The organism is Aeromonas sp. FDAARGOS 1402 (assembly GCF_019046925.1).
GTDB classification, from domain to species: domain Bacteria; phylum Pseudomonadota; class Gammaproteobacteria; order Enterobacterales; family Aeromonadaceae; genus Aeromonas; species Aeromonas caviae.
The window spans coordinates 934,736-953,009 of record NZ_CP077201.1; the positions used below are offsets into that span (position 1 = coordinate 934,736).

At 62.2% G+C, this 18,274-nt stretch carries 17 protein-coding genes, 4 tRNA genes and 1 pseudogene; 7 read left to right on the top strand and 15 right to left on the bottom strand.

All coding sequences use genetic code 11. The features are described 5' to 3' along the window. Positions 1 to 31: 31 nt before the first annotated feature. Positions 32 to 523: a nicotinamide-nucleotide amidase gene (gene pncC, locus I6L32_RS04490; RefSeq protein ID WP_029313644.1), complete on the bottom strand. Its 492-nt coding sequence runs from the start codon at positions 521 to 523 to the stop codon at positions 32 to 34. Between the two features lie 199 nt (positions 524 to 722). Here pncC and I6L32_RS04495 point away from each other — a divergent pair, with 199 nt between their 5' ends. Continuing rightward, positions 723 to 1,130, top strand: a complete 408-nt coding sequence (locus I6L32_RS04495) for a Spy/CpxP family protein refolding chaperone (RefSeq protein ID WP_052815400.1) — start codon at positions 723 to 725, stop codon at positions 1,128 to 1,130. Positions 1,131 to 1,393: 263 nt separating this feature from the next. After that, positions 1,394 to 3,964: a DNA mismatch repair protein MutS gene (mutS, locus tag I6L32_RS04500; protein ID WP_216944750.1), complete on the top strand. Its 2,571-nt coding sequence runs from the start codon at positions 1,394 to 1,396 to the stop codon at positions 3,962 to 3,964. A 75-nt stretch (positions 3,965 to 4,039) separates the two neighbouring features. Here the strand turns inward: mutS and I6L32_RS04505 are convergent, their stop codons facing one another. Further along, complete coding sequence (locus tag I6L32_RS04505) at positions 4,040 to 5,638, bottom strand: BCCT family transporter (RefSeq protein ID WP_010672815.1); 1,599 nt, start codon at positions 5,636 to 5,638, stop codon at positions 4,040 to 4,042. Between the two features lie 9 nt (positions 5,639 to 5,647). After that, the gene (locus tag I6L32_RS04510; RefSeq protein ID WP_010672814.1) at positions 5,648 to 6,175 is read right to left on the bottom strand and encodes a hypothetical protein; all 528 of its coding nucleotides are present in this window, start codon (positions 6,173 to 6,175) and stop codon (positions 5,648 to 5,650) included. Between the two features lie 163 nt (positions 6,176 to 6,338). Between I6L32_RS04510 and I6L32_RS04515 the strand changes: the two genes are divergently transcribed. After that, complete coding sequence (locus tag I6L32_RS04515) at positions 6,339 to 6,818, top strand: MarR family winged helix-turn-helix transcriptional regulator (RefSeq protein WP_010672813.1); 480 nt, start codon at positions 6,339 to 6,341, stop codon at positions 6,816 to 6,818. Between the two features lie 267 nt (positions 6,819 to 7,085). Here the strand turns inward: I6L32_RS04515 and I6L32_RS23040 are convergent, their stop codons facing one another. The 7 genes and pseudogenes from I6L32_RS23040 to plsY form a co-directional block, all read right to left on the bottom strand. Beyond that, the gene (locus tag I6L32_RS23040; RefSeq protein ID WP_223937767.1) at positions 7,086 to 7,454 is read right to left on the bottom strand and encodes a hypothetical protein; all 369 of its coding nucleotides are present in this window, start codon (positions 7,452 to 7,454) and stop codon (positions 7,086 to 7,088) included. Positions 7,455 to 7,849: 395 nt separating this feature from the next. Then, positions 7,850 to 8,029, bottom strand: a pseudogene (locus tag I6L32_RS23045) (IS3 family transposase); the annotation flags it as partial. A gap of 98 nt (positions 8,030 to 8,127) precedes the next feature. Further along, positions 8,128 to 8,203 (bottom strand) — tRNA-Asn (locus tag I6L32_RS04525). A gap of 8 nt (positions 8,204 to 8,211) precedes the next feature. After that, positions 8,212 to 8,287 (bottom strand) — tRNA-Phe (locus I6L32_RS04530). A gap of 3 nt (positions 8,288 to 8,290) precedes the next feature. Further along, a tRNA-Thr gene (locus I6L32_RS04535) sits at positions 8,291 to 8,366 on the bottom strand. Positions 8,367 to 8,418: 52 nt separating this feature from the next. Then, positions 8,419 to 8,494: transfer RNA gene (locus tag I6L32_RS04540), tRNA-Phe, on the bottom strand. Positions 8,495 to 8,541: 47 nt separating this feature from the next. Then, a complete protein-coding gene (gene plsY / locus I6L32_RS04545; RefSeq protein ID WP_053288103.1) occupies positions 8,542 to 9,204 on the bottom strand; it encodes a glycerol-3-phosphate 1-O-acyltransferase PlsY in 663 nt (220 codons plus the stop codon). 171 nt (positions 9,205 to 9,375) lie between these two features. On the opposite strand from plsY, the gene folB reads away from it, so the two are divergent. The 3 genes from folB to I6L32_RS04560 all read left to right on the top strand — a co-directional run bounded on the left by folB (position 9,376) and on the right by I6L32_RS04560 (position 10,856). Beyond that, positions 9,376 to 9,747 (top strand): dihydroneopterin aldolase, encoded by a 372-nt coding sequence (folB, locus tag I6L32_RS04550; protein WP_113069559.1) that lies wholly within the window; start codon positions 9,376 to 9,378, stop codon positions 9,745 to 9,747. Further along, complete coding sequence (gene folK / locus I6L32_RS04555) at positions 9,747 to 10,256, top strand: 2-amino-4-hydroxy-6-hydroxymethyldihydropteridine diphosphokinase (protein WP_167826513.1); 510 nt, start codon at positions 9,747 to 9,749, stop codon at positions 10,254 to 10,256. The genes folB and folK overlap by 1 nt, the downstream gene beginning before the upstream one ends. 117 nt (positions 10,257 to 10,373) lie before the next feature. Further along, positions 10,374 to 10,856, top strand: a complete 483-nt coding sequence (locus tag I6L32_RS04560) for a YbaK/EbsC family protein (protein ID WP_042864868.1) — start codon at positions 10,374 to 10,376, stop codon at positions 10,854 to 10,856. Between the two features lie 9 nt (positions 10,857 to 10,865). Here the strand turns inward: I6L32_RS04560 and mdtD are convergent, their stop codons facing one another. From mdtD to I6L32_RS04580, 4 genes are all read right to left on the bottom strand, one after another. Beyond that, positions 10,866 to 12,254, bottom strand: coding sequence for a multidrug transporter subunit MdtD (gene mdtD, locus I6L32_RS04565; RefSeq protein WP_010675801.1), 1,389 nt, complete (start codon positions 12,252 to 12,254; stop codon positions 10,866 to 10,868). A gap of 61 nt (positions 12,255 to 12,315) precedes the next feature. Next, entirely contained in the window at positions 12,316 to 13,443 is a 1,128-nt protein-coding gene (locus I6L32_RS04570; RefSeq protein ID WP_029314837.1) for a GTP-binding protein, read from the bottom strand. 71 nt (positions 13,444 to 13,514) lie between these two features. After that, positions 13,515 to 14,921, bottom strand: coding sequence for a D-arabinono-1,4-lactone oxidase (locus tag I6L32_RS04575; RefSeq protein ID WP_045522140.1), 1,407 nt, complete (start codon positions 14,919 to 14,921; stop codon positions 13,515 to 13,517). 117 nt (positions 14,922 to 15,038) lie between these two features. Further along, positions 15,039 to 15,656: a LysE family transporter gene (locus tag I6L32_RS04580; RefSeq protein WP_045522141.1), complete on the bottom strand. Its 618-nt coding sequence runs from the start codon at positions 15,654 to 15,656 to the stop codon at positions 15,039 to 15,041. Between the two features lie 76 nt (positions 15,657 to 15,732). On the opposite strand from I6L32_RS04580, the gene I6L32_RS04585 reads away from it, so the two are divergent. Next, positions 15,733 to 16,650: a LysR family transcriptional regulator gene (locus tag I6L32_RS04585; protein ID WP_045522142.1), complete on the top strand. Its 918-nt coding sequence runs from the start codon at positions 15,733 to 15,735 to the stop codon at positions 16,648 to 16,650. Here the strand turns inward: I6L32_RS04585 and I6L32_RS04590 are convergent. After that, a complete protein-coding gene (locus I6L32_RS04590; RefSeq protein WP_041211776.1) occupies positions 16,647 to 18,218 on the bottom strand; it encodes a cyclic diguanylate phosphodiesterase in 1,572 nt (523 codons plus the stop codon). The genes I6L32_RS04585 and I6L32_RS04590 overlap by 4 nt on opposite strands. Between the last annotated feature and the right edge of the window lie 56 nt (positions 18,219 to 18,274).

The window sequence follows — 18,274 nt, forward strand, 5'->3', positions numbered from 1 at the left end:
TACTGTTTATGCATACAGTATCAAGCCCAATTTATTTGAGCAGTGCCAGGAGTCCGGACAAGGCCTGTCTGACCGCCTGCTGGCGCACCTGATGGCGATCCCCATCGAAACGGGCGAGCAGGGAGTGGTGACGACCGGTACGATCTGCCCAGGCAAACCAGACAGTGCCGACCGGTTTCTCCTCGCTGCCACCACCAGGCCCGGCGATACCGCTGATGGCCACGCAGATACCCGCATCGGAGCGAGCCAGGCAGCCCCGGGTCATCTCCAGCACCACGGGTTCGCTGACGGCACCGTGGCGCAACAGGCTATCGATGCTGACGCCGAGCATCTGCTGTTTGGCTTCGTTGGTGTAGGTCACGAAACCGCGATCGAACCAGGCCGAGCTGCCGGCAGTATCCGTGATGGCAGTGGCAACCCCGCCGCCGGTGCAGGATTCCGCCGTGGCGGCCAGCCAGCCTCTGGCCAGCAGTGCCTCGCCCAATTCCCGGGATAAGCGGGAGATCTCTGCCTCAAGTCCCATCATCGCGTCCTCTTCCGGCCTCTTCCAGGCGAAATATGGCGCTCATTATGCAGTTGCCCCGCTCCTCGGGCAACCGACCCCGGGGCCACTGCGTCAGCAAGTTGTCGTCGCTTAAGCTCCAGTACATGGCTGCTCGTTATCATGTTCCAACACCGCCATGCATGCGGTTTCCATCCCATCAGACCAAGGAGAAAGCCGGATGATGCATCCGTTCAACGTCGCCATGACAGCCCTCGCAATGTGTATCGCCACCCATGCCTTTGCCACCGAGGGCACCGCCGAGCTGCAGAGCGAGACCACCCTGGCCCAGGAGCTGAACCTCTCCAGCGCCCAGGTGGAGCAGATCAAGGGGCTGCGCGAGCAGGCCACCAGGGAGCTGGGCTCAATCAAGCTCGATGCCATCGGCCAGGACGTCATCGTCAACATGATCAAGTCCGGCAAATGGGATGAAGTGGCGGCGAGGAAGCAGTTGCAGACCATCAGCGACGTACAGGCCGAGGCCCGCTACCATCGCGCCCACTACCTCTTCGAGGTGAGCCGGGTGCTGACGCCCGAGCAGAAAGCCAAGCTGCACGAGATGCTGAGTGGCGGCGAGGCCATGTACTAAGGGCGACACTCTCCCCGTCTCTCCCATCCCCGCATCCGTGCGGGGATGCTATTTCTCCTCCCCCATGCCTCTTTTCGGCCAGGCTCCCCCCAGGCCACTCTGGTCAGCATCATCCGGATGCACAGATCCGCGACGGGATGCCGGCTTTGCCCCCAAGACGGAGATTCCTCCTCACCATCTTGCCTCGAGCATGTAGAATGGCCCCCAGATTCAGACCCATGACGGCAGACGTTTGCCCGCAAGAGCACCTTCTGGAATAGCACATGACAGCACAATACCAAGCGCCAGGCGCCAACTTGAGCGCCCACACCCCCATGATGCAGCAGTATCTGACTCTCAAGGCCGAAAACCCGGAGATCCTGCTGTTCTATCGCATGGGTGACTTCTACGAGCTCTTCTACGACGACGCCCGCAAGGCCTCCCAGCTGCTCGACATCTCCCTGACCAAGCGCGGCCAGTCGGCCGGCAGCCCCATCCCGATGGCCGGGGTGCCCTATCACGCCATCGAGGGGTATCTCGCCAAGCTGGTACAGCTCGGCGAATCGGCCGCCATCTGCGAGCAGGTGGGGGATCCCGCTACCAGCAAGGGGCCGGTGGAGCGCAAGGTCATTCGCATCATCACCCCGGGTACCGTCTCCGACGAGGCGCTGCTCAGCGAACGGCAGGACAACCTGATCGCCGCCGTCTACCACGATGGCCGCCGCTTCGGTTACGGCACCATGGACATCGGCTCCGGTCGCTTCTTCATCAACCAGTTCGAGAAAGAAGAGACCCTGCTGGCGGAGCTGCAACGCACCAATCCGGCGGAGCTGCTCTACCCCGAATCGTTCGCCTTCCTGCACCATGTCGAGGGTCGCCGCGGTCTGCGTCGCCGCCCGGAGTGGGAGTTCGAGCTCGGCACCGCCCGCAAGCTCTTGTGCCAGCAGTTCGGCACCCAGGATCTGGTGGGCTTTGGGGTCGAGCAGAGCGAGACCGCCCTGTGCGCCGCCGGCTGCCTGATGCAGTACGTGAAAGACACCCAGCGCACCGCCCTGCCCCACATTCGCAGCGTGCGCCTGGAGCAGCCCGATCATGCGGTCATCATGGATGCCGCCACCCGCCGCAATCTGGAGCTGACCCAGAATCTGGCTGGCGGCCACGACAACACCCTCTCCGCCGTGCTCGATTGCACCGCCACGCCGATGGGCAGCCGGCTGCTCAAGCGCTGGATCCATCAGCCGATCCGCGACCGGGTGATCCTCAAAGGTCGCCAGAGCACCATCAAGGAGCTCATCGAGCAGAACCTCTATGACGAGTTGGGCGGATTGCTGCGCCAGGTCGGTGACGTGGAGCGGGTGCTGGCGCGTCTCGCCCTGCGCTCGGCCCGCCCGCGCGATCTGACCCGGTTGCGGCAGGCTTTCGCTCAGCTGCCCGAGTTGCAGCGGCTGCTGGCGGAGAGCGAGCACGAGGCGGTGCAGCAACTGCGCGAGCGGGCGAGCACCTTCCCCGAACTGTTCGATCTGCTGGAGCGTGCCGTGATGGAGGTGCCGCCGGTGCTCATCCGCGATGGCGGCGTCATCCGTGAAGGGTTCAACACTGATCTGGACGAGCTGCGGGATCTGGCCAATGGCGCCACCGCCAGCCTGGCCCGCATCGAGGAGCGGGAGAAGGCGCTCACCGGCATCAACACCCTCAAGGTGGGCTACAACAAGGTGCACGGCTTCTACATCGAGGTGAGCCGCGCCAACAGCCACCTGGTGCCGGCCCACTACATCCGCCGCCAGACGCTGAAAAACAACGAGCGCTACATCATCGATGAGCTGAAGAAGTACGAGGACAAAGTGCTCACCGCCCAGGCCCAGGCCCTGGCGCTGGAAAAGCGTCTCTACGAAGAGCTGCTCGACGCCCTGCTGCCGCACCTCGGCGATCTGCAGGAGTCTGCTGCCGCACTGGCGGAGCTGGACGTGCTGGCCAACCTGGCCGAGCGGGCAGAGACCCTCGACTACCGCTGCCCGACGCTTATCGATGAGGATCAGATCCTGATCGAAGCGGGCCGCCATCCGGTGGTGGAGCAGGTGATGACAGATCCCTTTATCGCCAACCCCATCCGGCTGGAGCGGGAGCGGCGGATGCTGATCATCACCGGCCCCAACATGGGCGGTAAATCCACTTACATGCGCCAGACCGCCCTCATCGTGCTGCTGGCCCATATCGGCGCATTCGTGCCCGCCGACAGCGCCCGCATCGGCCCCATCGACCGCATCTTCACCCGCATCGGGGCGTCGGATGATCTCGCCTCCGGCCGCTCCACCTTTATGGTGGAGATGACCGAGACTGCCAATATCCTCAACAACGCCACCGCCCGCAGTCTGGTGCTGATGGACGAAATTGGCCGCGGCACCAGCACCTACGACGGCCTCTCCCTGGCCTGGGCCTGCGCCGAGCAGCTGGCAAGCAAGATTGGCGCCTACACCCTGTTCGCCACCCACTACTTCGAGCTGACCCGCCTGCCCGAGCTGATGAGCGGGCTAGCCAACGTCCACCTGGATGCGGTGGAGCACGGCGACACCATCGCCTTCATGCACGCGGTGCAGGAAGGTGCGGCCAACCGCTCCTACGGCCTGCAGGTAGCGGCGCTGGCCGGGGTGCCGAAATCGGTGATCCACCAGGCCCGCCACAAGCTGCACGAGCTGGAGAGTGCCACTCCGGTGGCCGCCGGCGAAAGCCGTCCGGCTCCGGTCACTCTCGCCCCGCAACCCCATCCTGTGGTGGAGGAGCTGGCAGCAGTACGCCCGGACGAGCTGACCCCGCGACAGGCCCTTGACCTGCTCTATCGACTCAAGCAGATGCTGTAGCTAACGACCGCCGAACAGGCATGAAAAAGGGGAACCGCGAGGTTCCCCTTTCGTTTGACCGAACCTGTCATGTCATCAGCCCGGACCGATGCGATCCATCAGGCTCAGATTGACCGACCCCGGATGGCGCTTGAGCTTCTGCCTGTATTCGAACTGGTGCTGGCTCTCCTGTTTGAGCCCCTGCATCAGGGAATAGCACATGGCCAGCATGATGACCGAGAAGGGCAGCGCGGCGATGATGCTGGCGGCCTGCAGGGCGGCAAGCCCGCCGGAGACCAGCAGAATGGCCGCGACCAGCCCCTGCCCCAGTCCCCAGATGGCGCGGTGCAGCACCGGGGGATCCTGGTCGCCGATGGAGAGCAGCGTCGTAATCACGAGCGTGCCCGAGTCGCTGGAGGTGATGAAGTAGGTGCAGATAAGCAGGGTCAGCACACCCTTGGCAATCCAGCCGAAGGTCTCCCAGTGCAGCAGTTCCACCGTCTTGTAGAGCGCCATGGTGACATCCTGATTGACCGCTTCCACTACGCCGCCGCCACCGAACAGCTCCAGGTTCATGGCAGTCCCGCCAAACACGGTGAGCCAGAGCATGCCGAGCAGGGAGGGCACCAGCAGAACACCGAGCACGAATTCACGGATCGTGCGGCCCTTGGAGATGCGCGCGATGAACATGCCGACAAAGGGGGCCCACGCAATCCACCAGCCCCAGTAGAACGCGGTCCAGCTGGACTGCCAGGCCGAGGTGCCGTTGGCTTCCGTATTGGTCCAGAAGCTCAGCTTGACGATGTTCTGCAGGTAATCACCGATGTTCTGCACATAGGCGTTGAGGATGTAGGTGGTTGGCCCCAGCACCAGGAAGAGGCCCAGCACGAACACGCTCAGCCAGATATTGAGTTCGGAGAGGATCTTCACCCCGCGCCCGACGCCGGAGATGGCCGACAGGGTGGCAATCAGGCTGATGCCACCGATGAGCCAGAGCTGGTTCGCTTGTGACACGCCCATGCCGAACATCTGATTGAGGCCGGTGTTCATCTGGGAAACTCCCAGCCCAAGGGAGGTCGCCACCCCGAACACGGTACCGAACACCGCCAGCACGTCGGCGGCATGGCCCCAGAAGCCGTAGATGCGATCGCCAAGAATGGGGTAGAGCACGGAGCGGATGGCCAGCGGCAACTTGCGCCGGTAGCTGAAGAAGGCCAGCGACAGGCCGACGATCACATAGATGGCCCAGGGGTGCAGACCCCAGTGGAAGAAGGTGAGGCGCATGGCGATCTGGGCCGCTTCCGGCGTCATACCTTCGGTGATGAAGGGGTTGCCCTGCAGGTGATACATGGGCTCGGCGATACTCCAGAACACCAGGCCTATGCCCATGCCTGCGCTGAACAGCATGGAGAACCAGGCAAAGTAGCCAAACTCCGGTACCTGGTCGTCGTCGCCCAGCCGGATGCTGCCAAAGCGGCTGAACATCAGGTAGACGGCGAAGAACAGGAACAGGGCGACCACCAGGATGTAATACCACTTGAAGCCAGCAATGATGGTGTCCTTGGCCCCGGTAAACCAGGTGCCTGCGGTATCCGGATCAAAGACGCCGAACAGCAGGAAGAGGGTCACGACGGTCAGGGCCGTCATGGCCATGGTGGGATTGAGGCCTTTCAAAAGCCCTTTGGTTGCTCGCATCGGGCCTCCTTAGTCGTTGTTGAAAAAGTCTTCACCCACGTGATCGCCGGCACCGCCGATGGCGCGATAGGCCAGACGACCTGCCACCTGCTCACGGTGATCCACCAGGGTCACCGACGGCTGACCGTTCACTGCGTGGCGTTTGCCGAGGAAGATAGCCATGGGCACCCCCAGATTGGAGACACCGCTGGTGATCCAGAGGCGGTTGAAGTCATAGGAGCCACCGATGAACTCCAGCTGTGCCAGCCCATTGTCCAGACCCGCCAGATAGAAGTTCATGGCACTCTCGTCGGGGAAGAGGTGAACCAGCACATAGGCATAGCGCAACTCATTGACCAACTCCTTTAGGCTGAAAGAACCTGTGTTGCTGCAAGAGAGCGGCAGCTCACCATCGTAGTGGTGTACCTTGAGGTTGTTGGGGTCCTCGTCATAGGCAGGTTGATAACGCACAAATGCTGCGGTGTCCGGCAGTTCATAGCGAACTCTGACCACACGCAGGTCGGCAACCAGGGACTTGATATCCAGGTCGTCATGCATGATTTCACTCCTCAAATATCGGGTTGGAATGGGGCAATTGTCCGATAACCTAACACAATATTCATTAGAGCTAAAACCATTACATCAAAAACCATATTGACCTTGTTATGGATTAGGCGGAGAATTTCGCGCCTCTCCACAGCCCTGCGATGACCCAGACCCCATGGAAAAACATGATGAAGTGCTGATCGCCCTGCGCCAGATCATCCGTGCCATCGACATGCACTCCAAGCGCTTGATCAAGGAGGCCGGCCTGACCTCGCCTCAACTCCTGCTGCTCAAGGGCATCGACGAGCTTGGCCAGATCTCCATGCGCCAGTTGGCGGATCACACCAACATGAGCCAGGCCACCGCCACCACCATCATGGACCGGCTGGAGAGCCGCCAGCTGGTACAGCGCATTCGCAGCGAAACCGACAAACGCAAGGTGCATGCAACGCTCACTGACGCGGGACGCGCCCTGCTTGCCCAGGCTCCGACCCCCTTGCAGGAGAGTTTCATTCAACGTTTTCAGGCGCTGGAGAACTGGGAGCAAGGGTTGTTGCTCTCATCCCTGCAACGCATCTCCGCCATGATGAATGCCGACGGCATCGATGCCGCCCCCGTGCTGAGTGTCAGCCCCCTGACCGAAGAGCGGGCCTGAAATCCTGAAGTCCGTTTACATGTTTTCAGTTAACTTCTGGCACTCAGAACCCGATGTACCGCATCGGGGATTCTGCATTGCGAGGCCTAATGCGATCATTCTAGGTTATAACTACCCACCACCTTATGCACCATCTTCCTCGTCTACACCAGGTCCTACGGGCTTTGCTACAGCAACTCTCCTTTCAGTATCCCGTTCACCCGCTCTGCCAGCGCATTCTGATAACAGTCATACCCATCAGTCATCGAGTACTGTACTCCGTACCGTTCATACAGCGTCTGATTCAAGCCTGAGCAATACTGCACCCTGCCGTCCGAGTGATGGATAAACTCCCCGCTGCCACGCCGTTGCTTCAGTGCTCTGCGCCATCACAACCAACTCAGCATGCATCCCTTCGTGCACGTGATGCCCCGCTATCTTACGCGAGAAGGCATCCGTCACCAGGCTCAGGTAGAGTGGCCCGCTCTTTGCCGGCAGGTAAGTGATGTCGGCAACCAAGACCTGCCCTGGCGCCACCGCAGTGATTTTCACCGGGCCGGGTTTGAGCAAGTTGGGATGGCGATAGAAACGCTGAAAACTGTGGAGCGTCTTGTGATAGGCCCGTTTGGGCTGCACCAACAGACGGTGCTCGGCCAATATCCTAAACAGTCTGTCCCACCAGACCGTCAGCCCAGCATCGTCTTGGCCCTGCAGCAGATAATGCTACTTGTGGATGCCCACCCGTAGTGAACTTTGCGCACAAAGCTCACTACCTGCTGCCCTTGTGCATGACGCAGGTCGGCGACCCGATTGCGATTGTAGTCAGCCTAACGGTTTATTCCGAGGAACCAGCAAGCACTGAAGATGGTCAGCTTTTCGACATACCGCTGCGAGAGAGCTTACCAGGTCGTTTTTTACGATTGAGGCGCCTTCAAAGAACTGAGCCTCCAGGCTCATCAGCGCCAGCTACTCGAGCTCCTTGATACGCTGTTCAGACATTTGGTTGCCGGGATCAGGCATGATGTGATCCTGCCAGCTCTAATCGATGCTCCCTGGCTCCAACCCTGCAGACCATGCTTATGCAACCATACCAGAATGGTCGAATTGCCCTGAATGCCATATTGGAATTGTGTCTACTGGTAGGTGAGTTCACCTTTTTCAATCTGCTCGACCAGGGACAATTTAAACCTCAGTGAGTAATCGCGCTGTGTGCGTTTCACACCTTGTCCCATCGAGATCTCCATCTATTCGGGGAAGAAGGTATAAGCCATATTCAGGACGGGGACAATGGGAAAAGAAAAAGCCCAGCATTGCTGCTGGGCTTTTTAATTGGCTCCTCCTGCTGGGCTCGAACCAGCGACCTGCGGATTAACAGTCCGTCGCTCTACCGACTGAGCTAAGGAGGAATTATTCGTGGTGCCCAGAGACGGAATCGAACCGCCGACACGGGGATTTTCAATCCCCTGCTCTACCGACTGAGCTATCTGGGCAAATGGTGCCGGCTACCGGAATCGAACTGGTGACCTACTGATTACAAGTCAGTTGCTCTACCTACTGAGCTAAGCCGGCACACTTCAAATCATTGTGCATGAACACGTTTTTATTTCATGGCACCAAAATATGGTGCCCAGAGACGGAATCGAACCGCCGACACGGGGATTTTCAATCCCCTGCTCTACCGACTGAGCTATCTGGGCGTGGGCGCTATTAAACGGATTTTAGGGCAGGTGGTCAACGGGAAATTTCACTTTTCGTCTCGTTCGTCTCTTTTTTGCGCAGCATCATCCATTTTCATCACTTCTGTTGGCGGGACCGCTCCCCGGCGCCCCCAGAGGCGGGACTCCTCCCCCTTGAGCAGGCGGGTAATGTTCTCGTGATGACGGATCAGGATGAGACAGGAGAGCAGAGAGACCGGCAACGTGTATTCCGGTTTGAGCAGATAGGTAAAGAGCGGGGTCAGCAACACGGTCACGATGGACGCCAGTGACGAATAGCCGCTCACCAGCAGCACCAGCAGCCAGGTGGTGATGACGGCGCCGCCCATGGCAAAGCCGATGGGCAGCATGGTACCGAGGGCGGTGGCGACGCCCTTGCCGCCACGGAAGTGGAAGAAGAGGGGGTACATGTGGCCCAGACAGGCGGCCACCCCGATAAAGCCGAGGTAGACGGGCTTGATCTGCAGATACCAGGCGAGGTAGACGGGGGCCATCCCCTTGAGCACGTCGAGAAGCAGTACGATCAGCGCCGCCATCCGGCCGCCGAGGCGCAACACATTGGTCGCCCCCGGGTTGTGGGAACCATGGTCACGGGGATCCGGCAGACCCGTGATGCGGGAAACCAGCACGGCACTGGACAGCGAGCCGCCCAGATAGGCCAGAATAATCATCAAAATCGTCAGGGCCGTCATCTTGGTCGTTTTTACCACGATATGAATGGGGTATGATGCGGGCCACATTCCCAGGCCCGGGCTTGCCCGAAAGCGTGTCGCCCAAACCGGCCGCCAGCGGCAATCTGCTTGCCGGGCCTGCATCCCTGCGCTGTTTTCACAGCCCATCAAGAGTAAAGAAGAAGTACTGTCATGGACAAGGTGTTTATTCGCGGACTCGAGGTTTTGACCACCATAGGGGTATATGAGTGGGAGAAAGGCATTCGCCAGAAGCTCTGTTTCGACCTCGAGATGGGGTTTGACAACCGCCCAGCCGCCGCAACTGACGATATCAATCTGGCGCTGGATTACGCCACCCTCTCTCGCAAGATCTGTGATCACGCCCAGGGCAAGATAGTGGAGCTGGTCGAGACCATGGCCGAGCAGGTCGCCGCCCTGGTGCTGGAAGACGAGCGGGTACAGTGGGTCAAGGTGACCCTGACCAAACCGGGTGCCGTGCCCAATGCGGCAGGCGTCGGGGTCGAGATCCTGCGCCATCGCACGCCGGCTGCGAGCGCCAGCTGATGACCCGCATCTATATCAGTCTGGGATCCAACATCGCTCGGGAACGCCATATCCGCGCCGGCCTCGATGCCCTGCACGCCGAATTCGGCGAGTTGCAGGTCTCCCGGGTATTCGAGAGCGAGGCAGTGGGCTTCAACGGCCGCCCCTTCTACAACCTGGTGGTGGGTGCCGATACCGAGCTGCCCCTGGCGACCCTGTGCCAGCGGCTGCGCGCCATGGAGTTCGCTCACGGCCGCGAGCCGGATGCCAAGAAGTTCGCCCCGCGCACCCTGGATCTCGATCTGCTGCTCTACGGCGAGCTGGTCTGCGAGACACCGCTGGTGCTGCCCCGCGGCGAGATCCTCACCAACGCCTTCGTGCTCTGGCCGCTGGCGGAGCTGGCTCCCACATTCCGCCATCCCATCGATGGTCGCACCATCGCTGAGCTGTGGGCAGGTTACGACAAAGCCTCTCAGCGCCTTGACCCCATTCCCTTCCACTGGAAAGCGGGCGAATTGCAGCATCACTGAACGACAAGGGCACCCTCGGGGGCCCTTGTTGATGACTCCGCTGATGACGGATAAGAAACGGTGATTGGGCCTGCGCCGGTGCAAGTGGCAGGATGACCGCCATCACAGGAGAACCCCATGCCACTCGATGCCATCCACGACTTCAACCGTCAGTTGCTCACCGACCTGCCCCACCAGCGCTTCGAGCACGAACCCATCCTCGATTACGCCACCGACGAGCGGGTCAAGGCTCGCCTCGGCTGGCAGGCCGAGTTCAGCAAGACCCTTTTCCTCAAATTCAAGGATGGTCGCTTCGCCCTGCTGCTGACCCACAGGGACGGCCGGCTCGACAGCAAGGCGGTCAAGGCGGCGCTCGGTGCCAAACCCTCCATCTGCACCGCCGACGAGATGCAGACCGAGATTGGCTGCCTGCCGGGAGCCGTCTGCCCCTTCCTGCCCCGCGCCGACATCCCCCTGCTGGTGGATCCCGTGCTCATGAATCACCACGCCTTTACCTGGACGCCGGGCCACCCCGAGCAGACTTTCCTGCTGGAGACCACCCACCTGGCCGGACTGCTGGCCCGATTGCCCTGCGACGTGAGCTACCTGCCCGCCCCCTGAGCCTGGGACTCAGCGCTTTTCCCGCGCCAGCTGGGCGAAGATCAGCGCCGCCAGCATGGACATCAGGCCGATGCACAGATAGGTGAGGTGGAACCCCTCCAGCCAGCGGCCACTCTCCTCGGGCTGGCCGATGGAGAAGAGCCCCAGCAGGCTGGCGGCGATGGCCACCCCCAGGCTCATGGAGAGCTGCATCACCACCGACAGCAGACCGTTGCCGCTGCTGGCGTGCTCGCTGCTGAGATCCTGCAGGGTAAGGGTGTTCATGGCGGAAAATTGCAGGGAGTTGATGGCGCCAAAGACCGCCAGCCACACCAGCAGTACGCCGTGGGGCACCTGGTTGTCGATGAAATAGAAGCTCGCGATCATGGCCCCGAGCGCCAGGGTGTTGCCGATGAGGATGCGGCGATAACCGATGCGCGGAATGAGCTTGTTCACCAGCGTCTTGGTCAGCATGGCGCCGATCACCGTGGGGATCATGGTCATCCCCGCCTTGCTCGGGGAGAAGCCGAGCCCCAGTTGCAGGAACAGCGGGGTGAGAAACGGCATGGCGCCGCTGCCGAGGCGGGCAAACAGATTGCCCCAGATACCGATGGCGAAGGTGGACGTCTTGAACAGCGCCAGACTGAACAAGGGCTGCTCCGCCGTGGCGGCATAGAGCCAGTAGCTCGCCATGGCGGCCAGACCGAACAATACCGCAAACAGGGCCCAGCCGGTTGAGATGCTGTGCTCCCCCAGGCCTTGCAGACCGACGGATACCAGCACCATGCCGACACTGAACAGCACAAACCCCTGCCAGTCAAACCTGGCGGTGTGCTGGCGAAGGTCGGGCATGAAGTGCCAGCTCGCCACGAAGCCGAGCAAGCCCACCGGCAGGTTGATGAGGAAGACCCAGTGCCAGCTCGCCACCTCCACCAGCCAGCCCCCCAGGGCCGGGCCGATGAGGGGGCCGAGCAGACCGGGGATGGTGACGAACGACATCACCCTCAGCAGCTCATGCTTGCTGTAGACCCGCAGCACCGCCAGACGCCCGATGGGCATCAGCAAGGCCCCCCCGACCCCTTGCAACACCCGGGCGATCACCAGCATGGGCAGGGTGTTGGCGATGGCACAGGCCAGGGAACCCAGGGTAAACAGCAGGATGGCGACCAGATAGACCCGGCGGGTGCCGAATCTGTCCGCCAGCCAGCCGGAGGCGGGAATGAGCAGGGCCACCGTCAGCATGTAGGCGATGATGACGGACTGCATCTGCAGCGGACTCTCGCCCAGGGCCTCGGCCATGCTGGGCAGGGCAGTGTTGAGGATGGTGCCATCCAGGGTCTGCATGAAAAAACCGACCGCCGTCAGCCAGGGCAGCCATTTGCGCTGGGCGGGCGTCACCATCGGGGAGCTGTCAGGCATGGTTCTGTCTCTCCTCATCACATAAGAAAAGACCCGCACGAGCGCGGGTCATATCAGCATATCAGGCATCCGGCTGGCCGAGCATGGCCTTGAGGTGCTCTTCCAGGCTGGGTTCGGGAGCCTTGAGGGTCGAGAGGAACAACTGCTCTATGCCTACCCTGTCCTGGCTTTTCACGATGAACACCAGCCGGGACTGGGCCTTGCCTTCGGGCCACTCCCCCAGCGCCTGCAACGGATAGAGCTGGCCGTGCACGCCGTGGATCACCACTGGCTGGCTCTCCCCCTCCAGTTGCAATATCCCCTTGAGACGCAGCAGGGCATCACCGTATTGCGCCTGCACCGCATCGATGGCGGCCAGCAGGCGGGAAGGCTTGAGCGGCTCGCCGATGCGCAGGGAGAAACTTTCGATATTGCCGTGCTCGAAGCGGGTGGGCGCGGCCGTCCCCACCTTGGCGGCAAACGGCGTCATCTTCGGCTGCATGGGCGAAGCCAGCCCCTGTTTCGGGGATTCGGTACGCAGCCAGGCCAGCAACTGGCGCACGTCGCGCCCCGCCGCCTCGTTGTAGGCGCCGAGCTTCTCCAGCACCGCAGGTGAGAGCACCCCATTGCTGACCCGCTGGATGGGGGCTGCCGGATTGAGGGCCGCCAGTTGGGCTTCCACCCGAGCAAGGGTCTCTTCATCCACCAGATCGCCCTTGCTCACCACCAGCAGATCCGCCAGCGCCACCTGTTTGACCGCCTCATATTGAGCGGCCAGCTGCTGCTCGATATGACCGGCATCCACCACGGTGACGGTGCCGTCGAAGCGGTAGCGCTGGGCGATAAAGCCCTCTTCCCTCAACGTGAACAGCACGGGGGCCGGATCGGCCAGACCAGTGGTTTCGATGATCAGCCGTTTGAAGGGTTTGATTTTGCGCTGGATGGCCTTCATGAAAAGCCCCTGCAGCGCCTCCACCAGGGAGCCCTGCACCGAGCAGCAGATGCAGCCGGAATCGAGCAGCACCACCTGCTCGTCCACCTGCTGTACCAGATGGTGATCCAGCCCCACGGAGCCGAACTCGTTGATGAGCACGGCGCACTCCCCGAGCTCGGGCTGCTTGACCCAGTGGTTGAGCAAGGTGGTCTTGCCGCTGCCGAGAAAACCGGTCAGCAGGGTCACGGGGATGCGGGTGTCTTGCATGTCTGTCATAGGGATGCCCCCCCTCTGATCGGCAGGAGGATGAGTAAGCGAGTGTCTTGCATATCGGTCATGTCAGATCCTTACCGGTTGGCGAACAGGTCGCCGAGCCAGCGGTTTTCGAAACGGCCATGGGGGTCAAGCTCCCGCTTCAGGGCCAGGAAGTCGTGCCAGCGCGGCAACAGGGCCGGGAAGTCGTAGAGGTCCATCGCCAGGTGCTTGCCGAAATGGGGAATACCGCCGAGGGGCACCAGCAGTTGCTGCAACTCGCGCATCTGCTCCATGGAGCCCCCGACGAAGGTCCCGTCTGCCGCCAGATAGACCAGAAAACCTATCCAGCACACCGACTTGTCATGGGCGGCACTGAGCCAGGCCACGGAGGGACCGGTGCAGCGCAGGATGAAGGGGTAGTGCAGCACGCCGGGGTTCGCCTCCTGCCATGCCTGCAGGATTTCAAGGGCCTCCCCCATGCGTTCGAGGGGCACGGCCACCTCGCAGTTGATCTGGGGCGCCGGGATCCCCTTGCAGAGGATCTGGTAGACGTTGCCCACCAGATCCGAGGCGTCCTTGAAGCGGCGCACCGTCTCGAAGTGCTCGCCTGCCCTGGCCTCGTCCTTGGTGTCTCTGGCCATCTTCTGCAGGGTCGCGTCTATGGTGGCATTGAGCGCCAGGTTCATGCGCTCGTCCATGTCTCCCTCCAGCACCAGCGGCTCGCTGCCCCCGGCCCGGTAGCGGGCCACCTCGTCATCGGAGGCGGGATCCACCAGCCAGATGTGGCTCTCGCCGGTCCAGGCGAACCACCAGCTCTTCACGAAGGCGTGCTCCCGGTTGAGGCGCTCGTTGTGTTCCAGCAGGAAGGGGTAGTCGGTGGTGAACTTGGTGCAGCGCATGATGCGGTTGGGCACAGTGTTGAGGGTCACATCCAGCAGGATGCCGAGCATCCCCATGCCCATCACGAAGGCGCCGAAGCGCGGATCGGTGCGATCCACACGGATGATGTCGCCGCTCGCCAGCATCACGGTCAGGGCAGCCACCGCATCGCACAGGGCGGACTGGTGCAATCCCTGCCCATGGGTGCCGGTGCTGAGCGCACCGCCCAGGGTCTGGATGCCGATGACGCCGGGGGATGCCGGCAGCATGCGATCCATGGCGATGAGATCCCCATAGACGGTATCGAGCGGCGTGCCCGCCTGGTAGGTGACGGTATCGACACTCTTGTCGAGCTGACCGCGCAGGTGGTGCAGGTCCACCAGCAGCGCCTGGCTGCCCTCGGCGTAGACGCTGTGGATGGGTTCGAAAGAGAGGCCGGAGCCGATGAGGCGCAGCTTGCGCTCCGGGTATTCCCGCAGCAGTTGCTGCAGCTCGTCGCGGTTTTGCGGGCGCCACACCTGATCCAGGGCGCCGAGCGGGTTGGTCCTGGACCAGTTGAACAGCACCTCCCGATTGCCAATCGCCTTGATGCTGTGAAATGCCTGGAACCTGACCGTCATACCGCGCCTCATCTGACTTCAAAATGAGCGGCAATTCTACCGAAAAGCGCGCGCCAAGGCATGAAAAACAAGCCCCTGCTGTTCGAGGGTGGATAAGGGGGACCCGCCCCCTCCCCCTCAGCGCGAGGGTTGGGTCAGCGCCAGCAGCATGCCGAATCCCACCAGCAGACCGCCAAAGATCCGATCGATCCAGTGACGCACCGCCAGCAGACGAGCCCGCACCGACGGGGTGGAGAAGAAGAGCGCCACCGCACCGAACCAGAGGGCGTGCGCCAGCGCGATGAAGGCGCCATAGCCGATCTGGACCGCCAGCGGCGTCTGCGGCTGCACCACCTGCATGAAGAGGCTGACGATGAAGATGGTGGTCTTGGGATTGAGCACATTGGTCAGAAATCCGGTGCGCAGCGCACCCAGACTGGAGAGGGCAGGCTGACAGATGCTCTCTTCATCGGCAGCCGGTTTGGCCCGCAGCATCTTGATGCCGAGGAAGATGAGATAGGCGGCCCCTGCCAGCTTGATGAGGTTGAACAGCCAGAGGGATTGCTGGATCAGCAGGCCCACCCCCAGCAGGGTGTAGGCCACGTGCACGCAGACCCCGGCCGCGATGCCGATCGCCGTCAGCACGCCGGTGCGGCGCGAGAGCAGCAGGCTGTTACGCGACACCATGGCAAAGTCGGGCCCGGGGCTGATGACGGCAAAGAGAGTAATGGCGACAACGGCTAACAGTTCGGTCATGAAAATAGTCCTGATTAGAGGGGATATCGGCTATTTTATTTGCCAACAACACCAATAACGAACGATGATTTCTGACATGAATGGTGAAAAAAACTCACAAAAAGACCTCTCGCTTCCCTCCCTCACCGCCCTGCGCTGTTTCGAGGTGGCGGCCCGCACCGAGCATTTCGGCCGCGCCGCCGACGAACTGCACCTCACCCATGGCGCCATCAGCCGGGCGGTACGACTGCTCGAGGAGGATCTGGGGGTCATGCTGTTCGAGCGGCGCCAGCGCCGGGTCTTTCTGACCGACGCGGGTGAACGGTTCTATCAGGCGGTCAGAGAGGGGCTGGGCAGCATCCGCCAGACGGCGCAGGCCCTGCGCCAGCAGAGCCGCCCTCAATCACTGGTGCTCTCCTGCGAACCCACCCTCCTGATGCGCTGGCTGATCCCGCGCTGGCCCGCCTTCCAGGCCCTGCACCCGGAGCTGGACGTACACCTGATGGCGGGCGGCGGCGCCCTCAGCTTTGGCAGCGGCATCGATCTCGCCATCCGGCGCAACGACTTTCACTGGCCTGCCGAGCTCTACAACCAGTTGCTGTTCGAGGAGCGGACCGGCCCTGTTTGCCCGCCGGGCAAGGTGGCGCACTTTTTTGAATCCAGGGGGGATGTGCAGGCCCTCAGGCCAACGGCCCCCCGTCTGCACACCAAGACCCGTCCGGGCGCCTGGTTGGAGTGGCAGCAGCACGCAGGCATGTCCGCCGACGAGGAGGTGCCGGGTCAGACCTTCGAGCACTTCTATTTCAGCCTGCAGGCGGCAGTCGCCGGGCTGGGAGTCGCCATCGGCCCCTACCGCCAGGTGTGCGACGATATCGAGGCCGGCCTGCTGGTGGCACCGCTCGGCTTCGTCCCCGACGGCACCGGCTATCACCTGCTCGCCCCCGCCCCTCCCGAACCCGGCAGCCCCCACGACATCCTGGTGAACTGGCTGCACAGCCTGGTGGGCGCGGCCTAGCCCTGGGCGGTGCGCCCGGCGGCGACCTGTATCTCTCCCGCCGTCAGCTCCCGGCAGAACTGGCGTATCGGCATGGGGCGGGCAAACAGGTATCCCTGCAGATACTGGACCCCCTTGCCTCTCAGATAGGCGGCCTGCTGCTCCGTCTCTACCCCTTCGGCCACCAGGGACAACCCCAGCCGTCCCCCAAGGTCGATGACGTTGTCCACGATGTGCTCGGAGAGGGACTCCGTCCCGATACGGCCGATAAAGGAGCGGTCGATCTTGAGATAGTCCACGTGGAATTGCTGCAGATAGATGAGGCTGGAGTGGCCGGTGCCAAAGTCATCGATGGCGAGCTGCACCCCCATCTCGTCGAGCTGGCGAAACAGGGAGAGGGTCTGCGGGCTGGTCACCAGCAGCTCCCGCTCCGTGAGCTCCAGCACCAGCACCACCCGTCCCGGAACGAAATGGCCGAGGAAGTCGCGGCACTCCGCCACCAGGGAGAGGTCCCGGCAGTGGATGGCACTGATGTTGAAGCTGATGTGAAATGCCTCGGGCAACTGCTCCTGTACCGGGTGGAGTGTCTTGGCCACCGTCTTCATCAGGTTGACCGTCATGGGCACGATCAGGCCAGACTCTTCCGCCTGGGGGATGAAGAGATCGGGGCGGATCAGCCCCTCGGTGGCATGTTGCCAGCGCATCAGTACCTCGGCTCCCACCATCTTGCCGCCCTTGCTGGCGATCAGCGGTTGCAGATAGGGGACAAACTCCCTGGCTCGCAGCCCGCGTCTCAGCTCGTCCGTCAGGGCCCCCGGCCGCCCAAGCAGCCACCACACCAGCAGTGAGAGCACCAGCGAACTGGCTCCCAGCCAGATCAGCTGCAGATGGCGAGCCTCCCACAGGGCACGCCAGTAGATCGGCATGGCATAACCGGCGTGGATGGTGAAGGGGTAACGCTGGGAGGCGAGTATCAGGGCAAACTTGCTGTGCAGTTTCGGCGGATCGCTTTGGAAGTGGCCGGACTCATCGAGCCAGGCGGACCCCACCTGCAAGAACAGCTCGCTGGGATCGCTGCTCAGGGTGAGCATGAAACTGAGCTGGCTGCTGTCAATGGCGCTCAGTGCCGCATCACGCCCCCGCTCCTGACGCACCACCAGCAAGGGGTGATTCTTGCGCACCAGGTTACCGCTCATCAGCAGCAACTTGCGATCCGTGTAGCGGGAGCCGTCATCCACTTCCCTGGCAGGCCCGAACAGCGAGGTGCAGTTGATGATCCCCTGTCGCACCAGATTGATGGAGCGCAGGAACGGCTCCAGCGCCACCCGCTTGCGCAGCAGCAACAGGTTGTCGCTGCAGGAGCGACCGGCCAGCGGCAATACCTCGAGGTTGGCCCGCTCGGCCTGATCCAGCATGCGCTCCAGCAAGGTTCTGGCCTTGCTGGCTGACGCACTGGCATCGTTTTTCAGCTCCTGCTCGTAGCTGTCATGCACCATCCACCCTCCCACCACCAGGGGCAGGGCCAACACCAGCAGGGCACAACCAAGGCGCCACTTCATGCGGGCCAGATCAATCCGGAACAGAAACATAGCAACCACGCCGCAATGCGCGGGCCCGCTTCGCAGGTACCGCGGTATAAAAATGC

What these genes read in the sequence shown, in the direction of transcription:
- plsY (WP_053288103.1), bottom strand. Translation starts at nt 9,204, where the DNA reads ATGACGGCCCTGACGATTTTGATGATTATTCTGGCCTATCTGGGCGGC.
- I6L32_RS04590 (WP_041211776.1), bottom strand. Translation starts at nt 18,218, where the DNA reads ATGTTTCTGTTCCGGATTGATCTGGCCCGCATGAAGTGGCGCCTTGGT.
- folK (WP_167826513.1), top strand. Translation starts at nt 9,747, where the DNA reads ATGACCCGCATCTATATCAGTCTGGGATCCAACATCGCTCGGGAACGC.
- I6L32_RS04505 (WP_010672815.1), bottom strand. Translation starts at nt 5,638, where the DNA reads ATGCGAGCAACCAAAGGGCTTTTGAAAGGCCTCAATCCCACCATGGCC.
- I6L32_RS04560 (WP_042864868.1), top strand. Translation starts at nt 10,374, where the DNA reads ATGCCACTCGATGCCATCCACGACTTCAACCGTCAGTTGCTCACCGAC.
- I6L32_RS04510 (WP_010672814.1), bottom strand. Translation starts at nt 6,175, where the DNA reads ATGCATGACGACCTGGATATCAAGTCCCTGGTTGCCGACCTGCGTGTG.
- I6L32_RS04495 (WP_052815400.1), top strand. Translation starts at nt 723, where the DNA reads ATGATGCATCCGTTCAACGTCGCCATGACAGCCCTCGCAATGTGTATC.
- I6L32_RS04585 (WP_045522142.1), top strand. Translation starts at nt 15,733, where the DNA reads ATGAATGGTGAAAAAAACTCACAAAAAGACCTCTCGCTTCCCTCCCTC.
- I6L32_RS04570 (WP_029314837.1), bottom strand. Translation starts at nt 13,443, where the DNA reads ATGACAGACATGCAAGACACCCGCATCCCCGTGACCCTGCTGACCGGT.
- mutS (WP_216944750.1), top strand. Translation starts at nt 1,394, where the DNA reads ATGACAGCACAATACCAAGCGCCAGGCGCCAACTTGAGCGCCCACACC.
- I6L32_RS04515 (WP_010672813.1), top strand. Translation starts at nt 6,339, where the DNA reads ATGGAAAAACATGATGAAGTGCTGATCGCCCTGCGCCAGATCATCCGT.
- I6L32_RS04580 (WP_045522141.1), bottom strand. Translation starts at nt 15,656, where the DNA reads ATGACCGAACTGTTAGCCGTTGTCGCCATTACTCTCTTTGCCGTCATC.
- mdtD (WP_010675801.1), bottom strand. Translation starts at nt 12,254, where the DNA reads ATGCCTGACAGCTCCCCGATGGTGACGCCCGCCCAGCGCAAATGGCTG.
- I6L32_RS04575 (WP_045522140.1), bottom strand. Translation starts at nt 14,921, where the DNA reads ATGACGGTCAGGTTCCAGGCATTTCACAGCATCAAGGCGATTGGCAAT.
- pncC (WP_029313644.1), bottom strand. Translation starts at nt 523, where the DNA reads ATGGGACTTGAGGCAGAGATCTCCCGCTTATCCCGGGAATTGGGCGAG.
- folB (WP_113069559.1), top strand. Translation starts at nt 9,376, where the DNA reads ATGGACAAGGTGTTTATTCGCGGACTCGAGGTTTTGACCACCATAGGG.